Source organism: Burkholderia arboris (assembly GCF_038723655.1).
Lineage (GTDB): Bacteria > Pseudomonadota > Gammaproteobacteria > Burkholderiales > Burkholderiaceae > Burkholderia > Burkholderia arboris.
In genome coordinates, this window is record NZ_CP109821.1 from 1751919 (window position 1) to 1767834 (window position 15916).

Below are 15916 nucleotides of genomic sequence, written 5' to 3' on the forward strand. Positions count from 1 at the left end.
ATCGATCAGTCCTGCATTTCGCGGCCCGTGAGCCGCAGGAACACATCCTCCAGATTGGCCGGGCGATGCAGATAGCGCAACCCAGTACGACCCTTGAGTCGCGCGCTGAGCGGTTCGGGGTCCGTCACATAGCAGAACAGCGTCTCGCCGCTGATCTCGGTGTGCTTCGCGAATGCCGACAACTCGTCGCGCAGCGTGGCCGGATCGGGCCCGTAGATCTCGATCACGTCGCAGCCGATCTCCGATTCGATCAGCGCGTGCGGCGCACCTTCGGCGATCTTGCGGCCTTCCTCGATCACGCACAGGCGATCGCACAGTCGTTCGGCTTCTTCCATGAAGTGCGTGGTGATCAGGATCGTCTTGCCGCGCGCGAGCAGCGAACGCAGCCGCTCCCACATCAGATGCCGCGCCTGCGGATCGAGGCCCGTCGTCGGCTCGTCCAGCACCAGCACGTCGGGATCGTTGACGAGCGCGCGGGCGAGCGTGAGGCGGCGTTTCATGCCGCCCGACAACTCGCCGACCTTCGCATCGGCCTTGTTTTCGAGCTTCGCGAATTCGAGCAGCGGCTGCACGAGTGCGCGTGCGGCCTGCGCCGACATCCCGAAGTAGCGGCTGAACACGAGCAGGTTCTCGCGCACGGTGAAGTCGGGATCGAGATTGTCGAACTGCGGGACGACGCCGACGCGCTGGCGTGCATGCCGCGCGCGCGATGGAACCGGTTCGCCGCATAGGGAGATGGTGCCGGCATCGGGGTGCGTGAGGCCGAGCAGCATTTTCAGGGTGGTGGTCTTGCCGGCGCCGTTCGGTCCGAGCAGGCCGTAGCATTCGCCGGCCTGGACGTTGAAGGACAGACCGTTGACGACGAGCTTGTCGCCATAGCGCTTTTCGACGTTGCGGAAATCGATCGGTGCGACGGACATGGGCATGTTGTCGTTGTGAGCGGGTGCGTTCCGCTGCCCGCCGGCTGGCCGGTTGGCGAACGGATCGGACGAATGCGTGTCACATGGGCATGACCGAAGCGAACGACGCCGGCGCGATATGACCCGCTGGAGTACGGACGAGCCATTCTAGTGCATCGGCTGCGTCTCTTCAGGGCATGCCTGCACGGTGCGATGCATGCGCGCACCGATCGTGCACTGCATCATCGCGCACGCGCCGCGCGGGGCGAATCAGCGTTTTCCATCCCTTGCGTCCTGAATTGCGGCGCACCATGATGAATGCGTAGGCTCGTTGTCGCGATAGGGAGGTTTCATGGCTAGCTACAACAAGATTTTGCTGTGTTACGACGGCACGCTCGAAGGGCGCAAGGCACTGCGCTGCGGCGCTAATCTCGCAATGGACCTGAAGGCCGAAACGCACTTGCTGTCGGTCGTCGACATGCGTTCGAGCATTGCGCAAAGTGCAGGTTTGCTGACCGATGTCGCATGCGGCCGCTTCGAGGAAACCGCGCGCGAAATCCTCGAGGAAGGGGTGAACTGGCTGCGCGAGCGTGGCGTGCAGGCCGAAGGCCATTTCGCGTTCGGTTATCCGATCGACGAAATCGCGAATCTTGCGTCGGAACTGAAGGTCGACCTCGTCGTTGTCGGCCACCGGTGCCGCAGCGGACTGTCGCGATGGTGGATGGGCTCGGGCAATACGCAACTGCTCGACCGCGTGAACTGCAGCATTCTGGTGGCGTGCTCGTCGGCGGAAGAGCAGAAAGCCGAAATCGCGCGCGAGCGTGAAGCGGCCACGGCGAACGGCAAATGATCTAAAGACGCGATGGTTGCCTGGTCGGCAATGCGTGCTGGTCAGGCGCCGCACCGCTTCAGCGGTGCGGGCGTCGAGCGCGGCCTGTTATGCGTGCAGGTCGATCGCGGACAATTTCCACGAAAACAGCCCGAAGCGGTGGAATACCGCCGCATAGCGCGTGCCGTCGGCGCTGCGCTGATACGTCACGACGAATTCATCGATATTCCGGTAGCCCGCGCTGGTTTGCTGCGGATGCGTCGCCTCGCTCGGGCTCGCCGGCGTGGCAGGCGCGGGCACCGCTGACGACGCGGTCGCAGCGGATGCGTTACTGCTCGCAGCGGCGGCACTTGCCGGCGCCGGATTGGCCGGCGTTGCGGCTGGTGCGCCGCCCGGTGTATTGCCTTGCGGCAGATTCGACAAATCAGGCGGGCGCTCGCCCGGATTGCCGCGCGGCGGCAATCCGCTCATCAGCGCGGCCACGCCCTCCGGGGTCGCGTACGCATCGACCAGCGGGCCGATCAACGCGGACCCGATCAGCGCGCCGATCACCGCAAACGGGTTGTTCTTCTTCACAGCGTCGATCCGGCGCATCAACTCTTCCGTGACCTGCTGTTTGAGGCTGATGCGTAGCGACGGAAAATCGACATACTCGCTGATCGCCTGCGCATCTCGCGCATCGATCGCCGATTTCAGGCGACCGAGCGCGACGTACGGCGACGCGTACGCATAGCCGATCGCCGCAATGACGACGACGATCAGCGCGACGATCAGCAGGGGCTTGAGTCGCCATGCGCGGCTCGGCGATCCAGTCACGTTGCCTCCGGTGCGGGGATGTTCCGCAATCAGAGACCGCCCGGCGTAGCCGATCGTTCCTCCGCGATGCAGCGATCGATCATCCGGCACACGGCATCGATCGTGCCGACCATGATCAGGCGCGACCGGCCGTGATAGACGCGCACCGGTGCGCGACGCGCGGGTTCCGCGTGATTCAGGCCGGCGTTCAGCGATACCCGGGCGAACGCGGGGAGCGCTGACGGCAGCAGGGACGCCTGCCGTTCGACTGCGACTTCTTCTTGCACGGGCGCGGCCGCGGACAGCGGTGCGCAGGGCGTGCGGCCGCGCAGATGACGCAGGCGGCCGAATTGACGGAAAGGCAGCAGACGGGCAAGGCGTTCCATGATGTTCTCCTCAGCGAGACGGAATGTCAGAGTTCGCCCGAGCGGATCAGCCCGACGGCGATGCCTTCCAGCGCGAATTCGGCGCTGCCGGCCTTGACGAAGATGTTTTCGTAATCCGGGTTCTCCGCGATCAGCTCGAGACCGCCCGGCCGGCGCATCAGGCGCTTGACCGTGACGTCGTCACCGAGACGCGCGACGATGATCTGGCCATCCTTCGCTTCCGTGCGCTTCTGCACGGCGAGGAGATCGCCATCGAGGATGCCGGCGTCGCGCATCGACAGGCCGCGCACCTTCAGCAGGTAGTCGGGCTTGCTCGTGAACAACGCGGGATCGCATGCGTAGTGCTGCGAGATGTGCTCCTGCGCGAGGATCGGGCTACCGGCTGCGACGCGGCCGACGAGCGGCAGCGACAACTGCATCAGGCCGGCGTGCGGCAACGTGAACTGGTGCGGGGCATCTTCGATGCCGAGCAGGCGGATGCCGCGCGACGCGCCGGCCGCCAGCTCGATCACGCCTTTGCGCGCCAGCGCGCGCAGGTGCTCCTCGGCCGCATTCGGCGAGCTGAAACCCAGTTCGGCCGCGATCTCGGCGCGGGTGGGCGGGAATCCGGAGCGCTCGATCGCGCGACGGATCAAGTCGAACACTTGCTGCTGACGGGCGGTGAGTTTGGTCATGGCTCAACTGTATGGATAGACAGTGAGCTGTATTTTTATACAGTACTTCGCGAATTTCAAGTGTTACGTGAGGTTCGACGCGATCACGCCGGTTCCGGCGTGATTTCGCGACGTCCGGACGGCGGTTTATCTGCCGCAACCGTCCATCCCGTCTGCGTTAGCACTTTTGAGTATTAAAAAATGAAGAACGATTATTTTTAATCATGTAACCCGTTCGTTAGACTGGCCCGACATCGCAACACCGACAACACTGGAGAACCAAGGATGGCGAAGCGCAATACGGGGCTGGTGGGCGGAGTGGGCCGCCTGATCGCAACACTCGCGCTGGGCGCGGCGGCGGCGCTGGGCGTCGCGACGCATGCCCAGGCCGATACGACGTTCCTGAACGTGTCGTACGACCCGACGCGCGAGCTGTATCAGGACTTCAACCAGGCGTTTGGCAAGGAGTGGAAGGCGAAGACGGGCGAGACCGTGAACTTCAAGCAGTCGCACGGCGGGTCGGGCGCGCAGGCGCGTTCGGTGCTCGACGGCCTGCAGGCCGACGTCGTCACGCTGGCGCTCGCGTACGACATCGACGCGCTCGCGAACAAGGGGCTCGTCAACAAGGACTGGCAGAAGCGCCTGCCCGACAACGCGTCGCCGTACACGTCGACGATCGTGTTCCTGGTGCGCAAGGGCAACCCGAAGGGGATCAAGGACTGGGACGACCTGACCAAGCCGGGCATCTCGATCGTCACGCCGAACCCGAAGACGTCGGGCGGCGCGCGCTGGAACTACCTGGCCGCATGGGCGTACGCGGTGCACAAGCCGGGCGGCAACGAGCAGACGGCCAAGGAATTCGTCACGAAGCTCTACAAGAACGCAGGCGTGCTCGATTCGGGCGCGCGAGGCGCGACGACGAGCTTCGTGCAGCGCGGGATCGGCGACGTGCTGATCGCATGGGAGAACGAGGCATTCCTGTCGGTGAAGGAATTCGGTACCGACAAGTTCGAGATCGTCGTGCCGTCGGTGAGCATCCTGGCCGAGCCGCCCGTCGCGGTGGTCGACAAGGTGGTCGACAAGAAGGGCACGCGCAAGCTGGCCGACGCGTACCTGAACTTCCTGTACAGCCCGCAGGGCCAGGAAATCGCGGCGCGCAACTACTACCGGCCGCGTTCGAAGAACGTGCCGGCGGAACTGACGAAGCAGTTCCCGAAGCTGAAGCTGTACACGGTCGACGACACGTTCGGCGGCTGGACGAGTGCGCAGAAGACGCATTTCGCGGACGGCGGCGTGTTCGACTCGATCTACAAGCCGCAGTAACGCCATAACGACAGCGGCGCGCCACGACAGCGCGCCGCATCCCCGATTGCCCGCCGGCGCGATTCACTGCGCCGGCGTTTGCGTCGGACCCATGAGCAGCATCGACCCAGCAAGAGCATCCGATGACGACGTACACCTTTCGCAAGCCGAGCGCGCTGCCCGGTTTCGGCGTGACGCTCGGCATCACGGTGGCCTATTTGAGCCTCGTGGTGCTGATCCCGCTCGCCGCCACGTTCCTGAAGACCGCGACGCTGTCGTGGGACCAGTTCGTCACCGCCGTCACGTCGCCGCGCGTGCTCGCGTCGTACCGGCTGACGTTCACGTCCGCACTTGGCGGCGCGCTGATCAACGCCGTGTTCGGCTTCCTCGTCGCGTGGGTGCTCGTGCGCTACACGTTTCCGTTCAAGCGCCTCGTCGATGCGATCGTCGACCTGCCGTTCGCGCTGCCGACGTCGGTCGCCGGCATTTCGCTCGCGGCCGTCTACGCGACCAATGGCTGGGTCGGCCAGTATCTCGCGCCGCTCGGCATCAAGATCGCGTTCACGCCGGCCGGCGTGCTGGTCGCGCTGACCTTCATCGGGCTGCCGTTCGTCGTGCGTACCGTGCAGCCGGTGCTCGAGGATTTCGAGCGCGAGCAGGAAGAAGCGGCCGCGTGCCTCGGCGCGTCGCGCTGGCTGACGTTCCGCCGCGTCGTGCTGCCGGCCGTGCTGCCGGCGCTCCTCACCGGTTTCGCGCTCGCGTTCGCGCGTGCGCTCGGCGAATACGGCTCGGTGATCTTCATTGCCGGCAACGTGCCGATGAAATCCGAGATCACGTCGCTGCTGATCATCACGAAGCTCGAGCAGTACGACTACGCGGGCGCGACCGCGCTGGCGGTCGTGATGCTGGTCGTGTCGTTCCTGATGCTGCTGCTGATCAATACGCTGCAGTGGTATCTGCAGCGCCGCACGAGCAAGGGCGCCAGCGGCCCCGCGCCCGCCACCGTCACCGCCGTCGCGGCAGGAGGCCAGCAATGAGCCAGGAGGCCACCGTCGTGCTGAAAACCCCGTCGCCGGCCGCGCGGGCCGCGAAACGGCTCGACCCCGTCAGCGAGTCGCGCGTCGTGCGCTGGCTGCTCACCGGCATCGCGCTGGCGTTCCTCGCGTTCTTCCTCGTCGTGCCGCTCGCCGCGGTGTTCGTCGAGGCGCTGCGCAAGGGCGTCGGCTTCTATCTCGAATCGCTGGCCGATCCCGATGCGTGGTCGGCGATCAAGCTGACGCTGACCGTCGCCGTGATCGCGGTGCCGCTGAATCTCGTGTTCGGCGTGTGCGCGTCGTGGGCGATCGCGAAGTTCGAATTCCGCGGCAAGGCGCTGCTGACGACGCTGATCGACCTGCCGTTCTCGGTGTCGCCGGTGATCTCGGGCCTCGTGTACGTGCTGCTGTTCGGCGCACAGGGCTGGCTCGGGCCGTGGCTGCAGGATCACGACGTGCAGATCATCTTTGCGGTGCCGGGCATCGTGCTCGCGACGATCTTCGTCACGTTCCCGTTCGTCGCGCGCGAACTGATTCCGCTGATGCAGGCACAAGGCACCGACGAGGAAGAAGCCGCGCGCGTGCTCGGTGCGTCGGGCTGGCAGATCTTCCGCCGCGTGACGCTGCCGAACGTGAAGTGGGGCCTGCTGTACGGCGTGATCCTGTGCAATGCGCGCGCGATGGGTGAATTCGGCGCGGTGTCGGTCGTGTCGGGCCATATCCGCGGCCAGACCGACACGATGCCGCTGCACGTCGAGATCCTGTACAACGAATACAACTTCGCGGCCGCATTCGCGGTGGCGTCGGTGCTGGCGCTGCTCGCGCTCGTCACGCTCGCGCTGAAGCTGATCGCCGAGCGTCACCTCGCCGCCGAACTGGGCGCGCGCGACGCCGTTCCCGCACATGCCGGCCCCGTCGCCGCCGTTTCGTCGAAATCGTAAAGAGGCAACCAGAATGGGTATCACCGTCCGTAACCTTCAGAAGCGCTTCGGCGATTTCACCGCGCTCGACAACGTGTCGCTCGATTTTCCGCCGGGAGAGCTGGTCGCGCTGCTCGGTCCGTCCGGCTGCGGCAAGACTACGCTGCTGCGCGTGATCGCGGGCCTCGAGCACGCGGACGCCGGCCAGGTCGTGTTGCAAGGGCTCGACGTCGCGTCGGTCGGCGCGCGCGACCGCCAGGTCGGCTTCGTGTTCCAGCACTACGCGCTGTTCCGTCACATGACCGTATTCGAGAACGTCGCGTTCGGGCTGCGCGTGAAGCCGCGCCGCGAGCGGCCGTCGGAAGCCGTGATTCGCGACAAGGTGCACGAATTGCTGAAGCTCGTGCAGCTCGACTGGCTCGCGCAGCGCTATCCGTCCGAGCTGTCGGGCGGCCAGCGCCAGCGCATCGCGCTGGCCCGCGCGCTCGCGGTCGAGCCGAAGGTGCTGCTGCTCGACGAGCCGTTCGGCGCGCTCGACGCAAAGGTGCGCAAGGAGCTGCGCGGCTGGTTGCGCCGGCTGCACGACGACCTGCACATCTCGACGATCTTCGTCACGCACGACCAGGAGGAGGCGCTGGAAGTCGCGGATCGCATCGTCGTGCTGAACCGCGGCCACGTCGAGCAGGTCGGCAGCCCGCAGGACGTCTACGATCATCCGCAGAGCGCGTTCGTGTACGAGTTTCTCGGCGCGGCCAACCGGCTGCCGGGCACGGTGGCCGGGCGTGGCTTCGTTGCCGAGGGCGCGGCTGCGCCGATCGCGGTCGACGCCGATTTCGCGGGCCCCGCGAATGCCTATGTGCGGCCGCACGATCTGCAGCTGTGGCCGGCGGGCGAAGGGCATCGCGACGGCATCGCGGTGGACGTGCGCCGCGTGATCCCGCTCGGCGGATCGGTGCGCGTGGAGCTCGAGGCGCGCGCGGGCGGTGCGCTCGAGGCGGAGCTCGATCGCGACGCATGGCGTGCGCTGTCGCTGCAGGTCGGTGACGGTGCGACGGCCGTGCCGCGCGCGGTGCGTGTGTTTCCCGCGCATTGACGAGAAAATGCAGGGCAGGGGGCGGAACAGGCTCCAGATCGACAATCAAACAACGACAGCCTAAGAGGCATACCCATGAATTTTCAGCAATTGCGGTTCGTGCGCGAAGCGGTGCGCCAGAACATGAACCTGACGGAAGTCGCGAACGTGCTGTACACGTCGCAGTCGGGCGTGTCGAAGCAGATCAAGGATCTCGAGGATGAACTGGGCGTCGACATCTTCATCCGGCGCGGCAAGCGGCTGACGGGGCTCACGGAGCCCGGCAAGGCCGTGCACCAGTTGATCGAGCGGATGCTGCTCGACGCGGAGAACCTGCGCCGCGTCGCGCGCCAGTTCGCCGACCAGGACAGTGGCCACCTCGTCGTCGCGACGACGCACACGCAGGCGCGCTATGCGCTGCCGAAGGTGATCCGGCAGTTCACCGACGTGTTCCCGAAGGTGCATCTGGCGCTGCGCCAGGGCAGCCCGCAGCAGATCGCGCAGATGATCCTGAATGGCGAGGCCGATCTCGGCATCTCGACCGAGGCGCTCGACCGCTATCCGGACATCGTTACGTTCCCGTGCTATTCGTGGCATCACACGGTCGTCGTGCCGAAGGGCCATCCGCTCGTCGGCCGCGAGAGCCTGACGCTCGAGGAAATCGCCGAGTATCCGATCATCACGTACGACCAGGACTTCACGGGGCGCTCGCACATCGACCAGGCGTTCACGCAGGCGGGCGCCGTGCCGGATGTCGTGCTGACCGCGATCGACGCGGACGTGATCAAGACCTACGTCGAGCTCGGAATGGGGATCGGCGTCGTTGCGGCGATGGCCTACGATCCGCAGCGCGACACCGGGCTCGTCGCGCTCGATACACAGCACCTGTTCGAGGCGAGCACGACGCGCGTCGGGCTGCGCAAGGGCGCATTCCTGCGTGCGTATGCGTACCGGCTGATCGAGATGTTCGCGCCGCACCTGAACGAAGCGGAAATCGCGGGGCTGTTGCGCGAAGCCGTTTGACGGCAGTGCGCATCGGGCGCCGTCCGGGCCGTTACCCCGGATGGCGTCGATGCGCGCGCACGAAGCCATGCGCCGGGCGGCGGCCGCGCAATGGCCGCCGTCACGGTTGCCTGATTCAGCGAGCCATGGGGTGCGGCCGCCGCTCCTGGCCCGGTTCTTCCCCGCGTGGGGCGATCGACACGCGTTCTCGTGCCAACAGAAAAACAAGACGGCACATGCTGACGTTTCGATCCGGTGTCGGCCATCCCGGCCGGGCCATTTCTCGGAAGATATGATTCAATGCGCGCATTGTCCGATGGCGGCCATTCGCGCCGCACGACGAAGAGGCGAACAATGAATCTGAAATGGTTTCTCTTTTCCTTCAAAGGCCGGACCGGGCGCCTGCCGTGGTGGATCTACTCGCTGGTTTCGGGGTTGATCGGCGCGTTCTTCGATGCGGGTTCGCGCGGTTCGTCGAACGACGACCTGCCGCTGCTGGTGCTGCTCGTCGCGGTTGCGATCGCCGTCGTCGCGATGTGGTCGTGGATTGCGGTCACCGTGAAGCGGCTGCACGACATCGACAAGTCGGGATGGTGGATGCTGCTGATCTGCGTGCCGGTCGTCGGTGCGATCGCGTTGTTCGTGATGAACGGGTTCATCGCCGGTACGTCGCATGCGAACCGCTTCGGCGAGCCGCCGACGGTCGATGAAGACGAACCCGCGCCGCAGAATCCGGCCTGATGCGCGGCGCCCATGCGAGTGTCGTATTTGCGCGTCGTGCAGCACGATCGCGCGCTCCGAATAAACCCTTAAATATTGATCAGACAGGTTGCGCGCCGAAGCGAATCGGTACAGCATAGCCCTCACTCTGCCGGCGTCACGCCGGCGGCGGCGCGTCAACGACAGCACGCGCCAGGCAGTCGGCCGTCTGCCTTGCTTCCATTCCGTGGTACCGACAGCAGCATCGATGGCCATTGCCCGGGTAGTGTGGCGCAAACGTTTGCACACATTAAAACAACAGTCAAACAACAGTCCGGCCTACGGGCCAGTCGCCAGGAGATGTGTATGAATGTCCGCTTTCGCCGTCGCTTCCTGACCGCCGCGCTTGCCGCCGTCGCGGTCGCTGCTGCACCGGTCGTCCACGCGCAATCTGCGGCCAAGCCGAAGGTCGCGCTCGTGATGAAGTCGCTCGCCAACGAGTTCTTCCTGACCATGGAAACGGGCGCGAAGGAATACCAGAAGCACAACGCGAATCAGTTCGACCTGATCACCAACGGCATCAAGGACGAGACCGATACTGCGAACCAGATCCGCATCGTCGAGCAGATGATCGTGTCGAAGGTCGACGCGATCGTGCTCGCGCCGGCCGATTCGAAGGCGCTCGTGCCGGTCGTGAAGAAGGCCGTCGACGCGGGCATCATCGTCGTGAACATCGACAACCGGCTCGATCCCGACGTGCTGAAGTCGAAGAACCTGAACGTGCCGTTCGTCGGCCCCGACAACCGCAAGGGCGCGCGCAAGATCGGCGACTACCTCGCGAAGCGGCTGAAGGCGGGCGACCAGGTCGGCATCGTCGAAGGCGTGTCGACGACGACCAATGCGCAGCAGCGCACGGCGGGCTTCCAGGACGCGATGAAGGCGGGCGGGATGAAGGTCGTGTCGGTGCAGTCGGGCGAATGGGAAATCGACAAGGGCAATGCGGTCGCTGCCGCGATGCTCAACGAATACCCGAACCTGAAGGCGCTGCTGTGCGGCAACGACAACATGGCGATCGGCGCCGTGTCGGCCGTGCGTGCGGCTGGCAAGCAGGGCAAGGTGCTCGTGGTCGGCTATGACAACATCAACGCGATCAAGCCGATGCTGAAGGATGGCCGCGTGATCGCGACTGCCGACCAGTACGCGGCGAAGCAGGCCGTGTTCGGCATCGACACGGCGCTCAAGGCGATCGCCGAGCATCGCAAGCAGGCCGACATGTCCGGCGTGGTCGAGACGCCGGTGGATCTCGTGACGAAGTAACGCCGCGCCGATCCGGCCGCCACCCTCAAGAATCCGTCGTGGCGGCCGTTATCCGGAGTGAGCGCGATCACGGCCACTGCATGCACATGCACTTGTGAGCGTCACACCCGCGCGCCGCGTGCGCGCGGCCGCAACCAGGATCGCGATGGAACCGACCTTCCAACCCTCCCGTTCAGCCCACCCCGTGCTGTCCGTATCCGGCATCGGCAAGACCTATGCCGAACCCGTGCTCGCCGACGTCACGCTGACGCTCGAGGCGGGCCAGGCGCTCGCGCTGACGGGTGAGAACGGCGCCGGCAAGAGCACGCTGTCGAAGATCATCGGCGGGCTCGTCGATCCGACGACCGGCACGATGCAGCTCGGCGGCCAGGCGTATGCGCCGACGAGCCGCACGCAGGCCGAGGCGTTCGGCGTGCGCATGGTGATGCAGGAACTGAACCTGCTGCCGACGTTGACGGTTGCCGAAAACCTGTTCCTGAATCGCCTGCCGCGGCGTTTCGGGATCATCGACCGCGCGCGGTTGCGCGAGGACGCGCGCGCCGCGATGGCGCAGGTCGGGCTCGACGCGGTCGATCCCGATACGCCGGTCGGCGCGCTCGGCATCGGCCACCAGCAGATGGTCGAGATCGCGCGCAACCTGATCGGCGACTGCCGCGTGCTGATTCTCGACGAACCGACCGCGATGCTGACTGCGCGCGAAGTCGAGCTGCTGTTCGAGCAGATCGACCGTCTGAAGAAACGCGGTGTCGCGATCGTCTACATCTCGCACCGGCTCGAGGAACTCGCGCGGGTCGCCGAGCGCGTCGCAGTGCTGCGCGACGGCCGGCTCGTGCACGCGGGCGAGATGGCGGCGACGACGTCCGACGGGCTCGTCACGCTGATGGTCGGGCGCGAGATCGGCGAGCACATCGATCTCGGCGAGCGCCATTTCGGCGCGCCGCGGCTCGTCGTGTCGGGCCTCACGCGCGGGACGGCCGTGCGCGACGTGTCGCTCGAGGTGCGTGCGGGCGAGATCTTCGGCATCTCGGGGCTGATCGGGGCGGGGCGAACCGAACTGCTGCGCCTGATCTACGGCGCCGATACGCCGGATGCCGGGATGATCGCGGTCGGCCAGCCGCTGAAGCCGGCGCAGATCGCGTCGCCCGTCGATGCCGTGAAGCTGGGCATCGCGCTGATCACCGAGGATCGCAAGGGTGAAGGGCTGCTGCTGTCGCAGTCGATCACCGCGAACGTGTCGCTCGGCCAGCTCGATCGGCTGGCGCGTGGTGGCGTCGTCGATTCCGCACGCGAAACGGCGCTCGCCGAGCAGCAGATCGACGCGCTGCGGATCCGCACGCACGGCGCGGCGCAGGCGGTCGGCGAACTGTCGGGCGGCAACCAGCAGAAGGTCGTGATCGGCCGCTGGCTCGCGCGCGACATGGGCGTGCTGCTGTTCGACGAACCGACGCGCGGGATCGACGTCGGCGCCAAATTCGAGATCTACACTTTGATGGGCGCGCTCGCACGTGAAGGCCGCGCACTCGTGGTCGTGTCGAGCGACCTGCGCGAGCTGATGCTGATCTGCGACCGGATCGGCGTGATGTCGGCCGGCCGCATGACCGCCGTGTTCGAGCGCGGCAACTGGACCCAGGATGGGCTGCTGGCCGCGGCGTTCGCCGGCTTCGGCCGCGAGACGCCGGCGGACGGCGCGCCGCATCCGGCCGCGGGGCAGGCGCCAGGCGCCGCTCCGGGCAATTCGACGACAGGACGACAGCAATGACCCAGCCTCCCGTATCCCCGACCGGCGCCGGCGCCCAGCAGGACGTGACGGGGCGCCGCGCGCGCACGCTGTCCGGCACGCGGCTCGGCCTGTCGAACTATCTCGGGCTCGCCGGCGCGCTCGCCGCGATGATCGCGCTGTTTTCCGTGCTGAGCTCGCATTTCCTGACCTACGACACGTTCAGCACGATCGCAAACCAGATTCCCGATCTCGTCGTGATGTCGGTCGGGATGACCTTCGTGCTGATCATCGCCGGGATCGACCTGTCGGTCGGCTCGGTGCTCGCGCTCGCCGCGTCGATGGTCAGCGTCGCCGCGCTGAAATGGCAGTGGGGGCCGCTGCCCGCCGCGCTGATCGGGATCGCGGTCGCAACCGCGACCGGCGCGCTGACCGGCGCGGTCACGGTCGGCTGGCGGATTCCGTCGTTCATCGTGTCGCTCGGCGTGCTGGAGGCCGCGCGCGGCCTCGCGTACCAGCTGACGAATTCGCGCACGGCCTACATCGGCGACGCGTTCGATTTCCTGTCGAACCCGATCGCGCTCGGCATCTCGCCGGCGTTCCTGATCGCGGTCGCGGTGATGATCGCGGCCCAGTTCGTGCTGACGCGCACCGTGTTCGGGCGCTATCTGGTCGGGATCGGCACGAACGAGGAAGCCGTCCGACTTGCAGGGGTTAACCCGCGGCCGTATAAAATTCTCGTATTCGCATTGATGGGCGCGCTCGCGGGGCTTGCGTCGCTGTTCCAGATTTCACGGCTCGAGGCGGCCGACCCGAACGCGGGCTCGGGCCTCGAACTGCAGGTCATCGCCGCCGTCGTGATTGGCGGCACGAGCCTGATGGGCGGGCGCGGCTCGGTGATCAGCACGTTCTTCGGCGTGTTGATCATCTCCGTGCTGGCCGCGGGGCTGGCGCAAATCGGTGCGAACGAGCCGACGAAACGGATCATCACCGGCGCGGTGATCGTGGTGGCGGTCGTGCTCGATACGTATCGTAGCCGGCGCTCGCGCGCGCGGTAGAAAGACAGACAGAACAGACCAGAGAGAAACGGGAAATGGCGACGATCAAGGATGTGGCGGCCATGGCGGGCGTGTCGTTTACGACCGTCTCGCACGTGGTGAACAATTCGCGGCCGGTGTCAGCGGATGTGCGTGCGAAGGTCGAAGGCGCAATCCGCGAGCTGAATTACGTGCCGTCGGCCGTCGCGCGCTCGCTGAAGGCGCGTGCGACGGCGACCATCGGCCTCGTCGTGCCGAACAGCACGAATCCGTACTTCGCCGAGCTTGCGCGCGGCATCGAGGATCAGTGCGCGGCCAACGGCTATTGCGTGTTCTTCTGCAACTCGGACGACGATCCCGTGAAGCAGCGCAATTACCTGCGCGTGCTGCAGGAAAAGCGCATCGACGGGCTGATCGTCGCGTCGGCCGGCGAGGACGCGGTGCTCGCGCAGACGCTCGCGGATATCCACGCGCCGCTCGTCGTCGTCGACCGCAACATCGAGGGGCTCGCGGCCGACCTCGTGCAGATCGACCACGAGCGCGGCGCTTACCTGGCGACGCGTCACCTGCTCGAACTCGGGCACGCGAAGATCGGCTGCATCACGGGGCCGACCGACACGGCCGTCAGCGCGATGCGCGTGCACGGCTTCATCCGCGCGATGGCCGAGCGCGGGGTCGACATCGTGCCGGGCGCGATCGCGGAAAGCGACTTCTCGTGCCTCGGCGGCTATCACGCGGCGTCGCGGCTGTTCGAATCGGTGCGGCCGAGCGCGATCTTCGCGGGCAACGACCTGATGGGCGTCGGCGCGCTGCGCGCAGCGGCCGAGCGCGGGCTGCGCGTGCCGGACGACTGCTCGATCATCGGTTTCGACGACATCGAGTTTTCCCGCTACACGTATCCGGCGCTGTCGACGGTCGGGCAATCGGTACGCGCGCTCGGCGAAATGGCCGCGCAGACGCTGATCGAACGGATCGGCGGCGGCTCGACGGCCGTGCCGAGCCGCCGTCGCGTCGTCTCGCCGCGCCTCGTGCTGCGCGAATCGACGGCGATCTACCGCGAGCCGGCCGCATCGGGCGGTCGCGCATGACGGCGAGCGCAGCGGGCGCCGGCCGCGTGACGGTGGTCGGCAGTCTCAACATGGATCTCGTGGTGCGGGCGCCGCGGCTGCCGCTGCCGGGCGAAACGCTCGCCGGGCACGCGTTCGCACAGGCGGCGGGCGGAAAGGGCGGCAACCAGGCCGTCGCCGCCGCGCGGCTCGGTGCGCAGGTCGCGATGATCGGCTGCGTTGGCGCGGATGCGCACGGTGCAGCGCTGCGCGCGGGCCTCGAGGCCGAAGGGATCGACTGCACGGGGCTCGCGACGAGCGCATCGGCGTCGACCGGCGTCGCGCTGATCGTCGTCGACGATGCGAGCCAGAACGCGATCGTGATCGTCGCGGGCGGCAATGGCGAAGTCACGACCGGCACGGTCGCGGGCCACGAGGCCGCGCTGGCGTCGGCCGACGTGCTGATCTGCCAGCTCGAGACGCCGCCGGATGCGGTGTTCGCCGCATTGTCGGCCGGGCGCCGGCTCGGCCGCACCGTGGTGCTCAATCCGGCCCCGGCCGTCGCACCGCTGCCGGACGGCTGGCTGCCGCTCGTCGATTACCTGATCCCGAACGAGGTCGAGGCGGCCGCGCTGACCGCGCTGCCGGTGCGCGACCCGGCCGAGGCCGAAGCCGCTGCACGCGTGCTCCAGGCCGGCGGCGCGCGCAACGTGCTCGTTACGCTCGGCGCGCGCGGCGTGCTCGCGCTGACAGCCGACGGCACCGCGCGGCACTATCCGGCGCCGGCCGTGCAGGCCGTCGATACGACGGCGGCCGGCGATACCTTCATCGGCGGCTTTTCCGCGCGGATTGCCGCCGGCGCGGACGTCGATACGGCCATCCGCTTCGCGCAACGTGCGGCCGCGCTATCGGTCACGCGCGCGGGCGCACAGCCGTCGATTCCGACGCTCGCCGAACTGGCCGGCTAGGCCCGGATCACCGGCTTCCGGCCGCATCTCGCGGCCGGCCCTCCGCCGAAGACGGCCGGCCGACCTTTCGGCAATGTGCCGGCGCATTGCCGGACTATTCTCCCGTCTCTCGAACTGGCCCGAATTCGCATCGATTGTTCAGGTATTTGTAATATACAGACGAATAATTCGAAAAAATGCGCTGAAATCCATCAAGTTGTGCGTTGCACGGTCGTAAATGAGTCAGGTGAAGCAATGCTT

16 protein-coding genes are annotated in these 15916 nt (G+C 66.7%); 12 read left to right on the top strand and 4 right to left on the bottom strand.

Going from position 1 to position 15916, the window contains the following annotated elements; all coding sequences use genetic code 11:
• Positions 1-5 precede the first annotated feature (5 nt).
• Entirely contained in the window at positions 6-920 is a 915-nt protein-coding gene (gene nodI, locus OHZ10_RS08360; protein WP_059234397.1) for a nodulation factor ABC transporter ATP-binding protein NodI, read from the bottom strand.
• 331 nt (positions 921-1251) lie between these two features.
• On the opposite strand from nodI, the gene OHZ10_RS08365 reads away from it, so the two are divergent.
• Positions 1252-1749, top strand: a complete 498-nt coding sequence (locus tag OHZ10_RS08365; RefSeq protein WP_059234395.1) for a universal stress protein — start codon at positions 1252-1254, stop codon at positions 1747-1749.
• Positions 1750-1836: 87 nt separating this feature from the next.
• On the opposite strand, the gene OHZ10_RS08370 is transcribed toward OHZ10_RS08365, so the two are convergent.
• From OHZ10_RS08370 to lexA, 3 genes are read right to left on the bottom strand one after another with little or no spacing between them, the layout of a single operon-like run.
• Complete coding sequence (locus OHZ10_RS08370; protein ID WP_059234394.1) at positions 1837-2544, bottom strand: DUF2939 domain-containing protein; 708 nt, start codon at positions 2542-2544, stop codon at positions 1837-1839.
• A 29-nt stretch (positions 2545-2573) separates the two neighbouring features.
• Positions 2574-2909 carry a hypothetical protein gene (locus tag OHZ10_RS08375; RefSeq protein WP_006476078.1) on the bottom strand — a complete coding sequence of 112 codons (336 nt, stop codon included), beginning with the start codon at positions 2907-2909 and terminating at the stop codon, positions 2574-2576.
• A gap of 26 nt (positions 2910-2935) precedes the next feature.
• Positions 2936-3583, bottom strand: a complete 648-nt coding sequence (gene lexA / locus OHZ10_RS08380; RefSeq protein ID WP_006759459.1) for a transcriptional repressor LexA — start codon at positions 3581-3583, stop codon at positions 2936-2938.
• 264 nt (positions 3584-3847) lie between these two features.
• Here lexA and OHZ10_RS08390 point away from each other — a divergent pair, with 264 nt between their 5' ends.
• The 11 genes from OHZ10_RS08390 (at position 3848) to rbsK (ending at position 15676) form a co-directional block, all read left to right on the top strand.
• Entirely contained in the window at positions 3848-4885 is a 1038-nt protein-coding gene (locus tag OHZ10_RS08390; protein ID WP_342704316.1) for a sulfate ABC transporter substrate-binding protein, read from the top strand.
• 122 nt (positions 4886-5007) lie between these two features.
• Positions 5008-5901, top strand: a complete 894-nt coding sequence (cysT, locus tag OHZ10_RS08395; protein ID WP_059234389.1) for a sulfate ABC transporter permease subunit CysT — start codon at positions 5008-5010, stop codon at positions 5899-5901.
• The gene (gene cysW, locus OHZ10_RS08400) at positions 5898-6839 is read left to right on the top strand and encodes a sulfate ABC transporter permease subunit CysW (RefSeq protein ID WP_342704318.1); all 942 of its coding nucleotides are present in this window, start codon (positions 5898-5900) and stop codon (positions 6837-6839) included. Before cysT ends, cysW begins: the two co-directional genes overlap by 4 nt.
• 13 nt (positions 6840-6852) lie before the next feature.
• Positions 6853-7911, top strand: a complete 1059-nt coding sequence (locus tag OHZ10_RS08405) for a sulfate/molybdate ABC transporter ATP-binding protein (RefSeq protein ID WP_059234385.1) — start codon at positions 6853-6855, stop codon at positions 7909-7911.
• Positions 7912-7986: 75 nt separating this feature from the next.
• Positions 7987-8913, top strand: a complete 927-nt coding sequence (locus OHZ10_RS08410; RefSeq protein ID WP_059234383.1) for a CysB family HTH-type transcriptional regulator — start codon at positions 7987-7989, stop codon at positions 8911-8913.
• Positions 8914-9246: 333 nt separating this feature from the next.
• Complete coding sequence (locus OHZ10_RS08415) at positions 9247-9633, top strand: DUF805 domain-containing protein (RefSeq protein ID WP_059234381.1); 387 nt, start codon at positions 9247-9249, stop codon at positions 9631-9633.
• A gap of 324 nt (positions 9634-9957) precedes the next feature.
• Positions 9958-10908 carry a sugar ABC transporter substrate-binding protein gene (locus OHZ10_RS08420; RefSeq protein ID WP_059234379.1) on the top strand — a complete coding sequence of 317 codons (951 nt, stop codon included), beginning with the start codon at positions 9958-9960 and terminating at the stop codon, positions 10906-10908.
• A gap of 145 nt (positions 10909-11053) precedes the next feature.
• Complete coding sequence (locus tag OHZ10_RS08425) at positions 11054-12667, top strand: sugar ABC transporter ATP-binding protein (RefSeq protein ID WP_059234377.1); 1614 nt, start codon at positions 11054-11056, stop codon at positions 12665-12667.
• Positions 12664-13683 carry an ABC transporter permease gene (locus OHZ10_RS08430; RefSeq protein ID WP_059234375.1) on the top strand — a complete coding sequence of 340 codons (1020 nt, stop codon included), beginning with the start codon at positions 12664-12666 and terminating at the stop codon, positions 13681-13683. Before OHZ10_RS08425 ends, OHZ10_RS08430 begins: the two co-directional genes overlap by 4 nt.
• 35 nt (positions 13684-13718) lie before the next feature.
• On the top strand, positions 13719-14750 hold the full coding sequence (locus OHZ10_RS08435; protein WP_059234373.1) for a LacI family DNA-binding transcriptional regulator: 1032 nt from the start codon (positions 13719-13721) through the stop codon (positions 14748-14750).
• Complete coding sequence (gene rbsK / locus OHZ10_RS08440; protein ID WP_174991455.1) at positions 14747-15676, top strand: ribokinase; 930 nt, start codon at positions 14747-14749, stop codon at positions 15674-15676. Before OHZ10_RS08435 ends, rbsK begins: the two co-directional genes overlap by 4 nt.
• Positions 15677-15916 lie beyond the last annotated feature (240 nt).

What these genes read in the sequence shown, in the direction of transcription:
- nodI (WP_059234397.1), bottom strand. Translation starts at nt 920, where the DNA reads ATGTCCGTCGCACCGATCGATTTCCGCAACGTCGAAAAGCGCTATGGC.
- OHZ10_RS08365 (WP_059234395.1), top strand. Translation starts at nt 1,252, where the DNA reads ATGGCTAGCTACAACAAGATTTTGCTGTGTTACGACGGCACGCTCGAA.
- OHZ10_RS08375 (WP_006476078.1), bottom strand. Translation starts at nt 2,909, where the DNA reads ATGGAACGCCTTGCCCGTCTGCTGCCTTTCCGTCAATTCGGCCGCCTG.
- lexA (WP_006759459.1), bottom strand. Translation starts at nt 3,583, where the DNA reads ATGACCAAACTCACCGCCCGTCAGCAGCAAGTGTTCGACTTGATCCGT.
- OHZ10_RS08390 (WP_342704316.1), top strand. Translation starts at nt 3,848, where the DNA reads ATGGCGAAGCGCAATACGGGGCTGGTGGGCGGAGTGGGCCGCCTGATC.
- cysT (WP_059234389.1), top strand. Translation starts at nt 5,008, where the DNA reads ATGACGACGTACACCTTTCGCAAGCCGAGCGCGCTGCCCGGTTTCGGC.
- cysW (WP_342704318.1), top strand. Translation starts at nt 5,898, where the DNA reads ATGAGCCAGGAGGCCACCGTCGTGCTGAAAACCCCGTCGCCGGCCGCG.
- OHZ10_RS08405 (WP_059234385.1), top strand. Translation starts at nt 6,853, where the DNA reads ATGGGTATCACCGTCCGTAACCTTCAGAAGCGCTTCGGCGATTTCACC.
- OHZ10_RS08410 (WP_059234383.1), top strand. Translation starts at nt 7,987, where the DNA reads ATGAATTTTCAGCAATTGCGGTTCGTGCGCGAAGCGGTGCGCCAGAAC.
- OHZ10_RS08415 (WP_059234381.1), top strand. Translation starts at nt 9,247, where the DNA reads ATGAATCTGAAATGGTTTCTCTTTTCCTTCAAAGGCCGGACCGGGCGC.
- OHZ10_RS08420 (WP_059234379.1), top strand. Translation starts at nt 9,958, where the DNA reads ATGAATGTCCGCTTTCGCCGTCGCTTCCTGACCGCCGCGCTTGCCGCC.
- OHZ10_RS08425 (WP_059234377.1), top strand. Translation starts at nt 11,054, where the DNA reads ATGGAACCGACCTTCCAACCCTCCCGTTCAGCCCACCCCGTGCTGTCC.
- OHZ10_RS08430 (WP_059234375.1), top strand. Translation starts at nt 12,664, where the DNA reads ATGACCCAGCCTCCCGTATCCCCGACCGGCGCCGGCGCCCAGCAGGAC.
- OHZ10_RS08435 (WP_059234373.1), top strand. Translation starts at nt 13,719, where the DNA reads ATGGCGACGATCAAGGATGTGGCGGCCATGGCGGGCGTGTCGTTTACG.
- rbsK (WP_174991455.1), top strand. Translation starts at nt 14,747, where the DNA reads ATGACGGCGAGCGCAGCGGGCGCCGGCCGCGTGACGGTGGTCGGCAGT.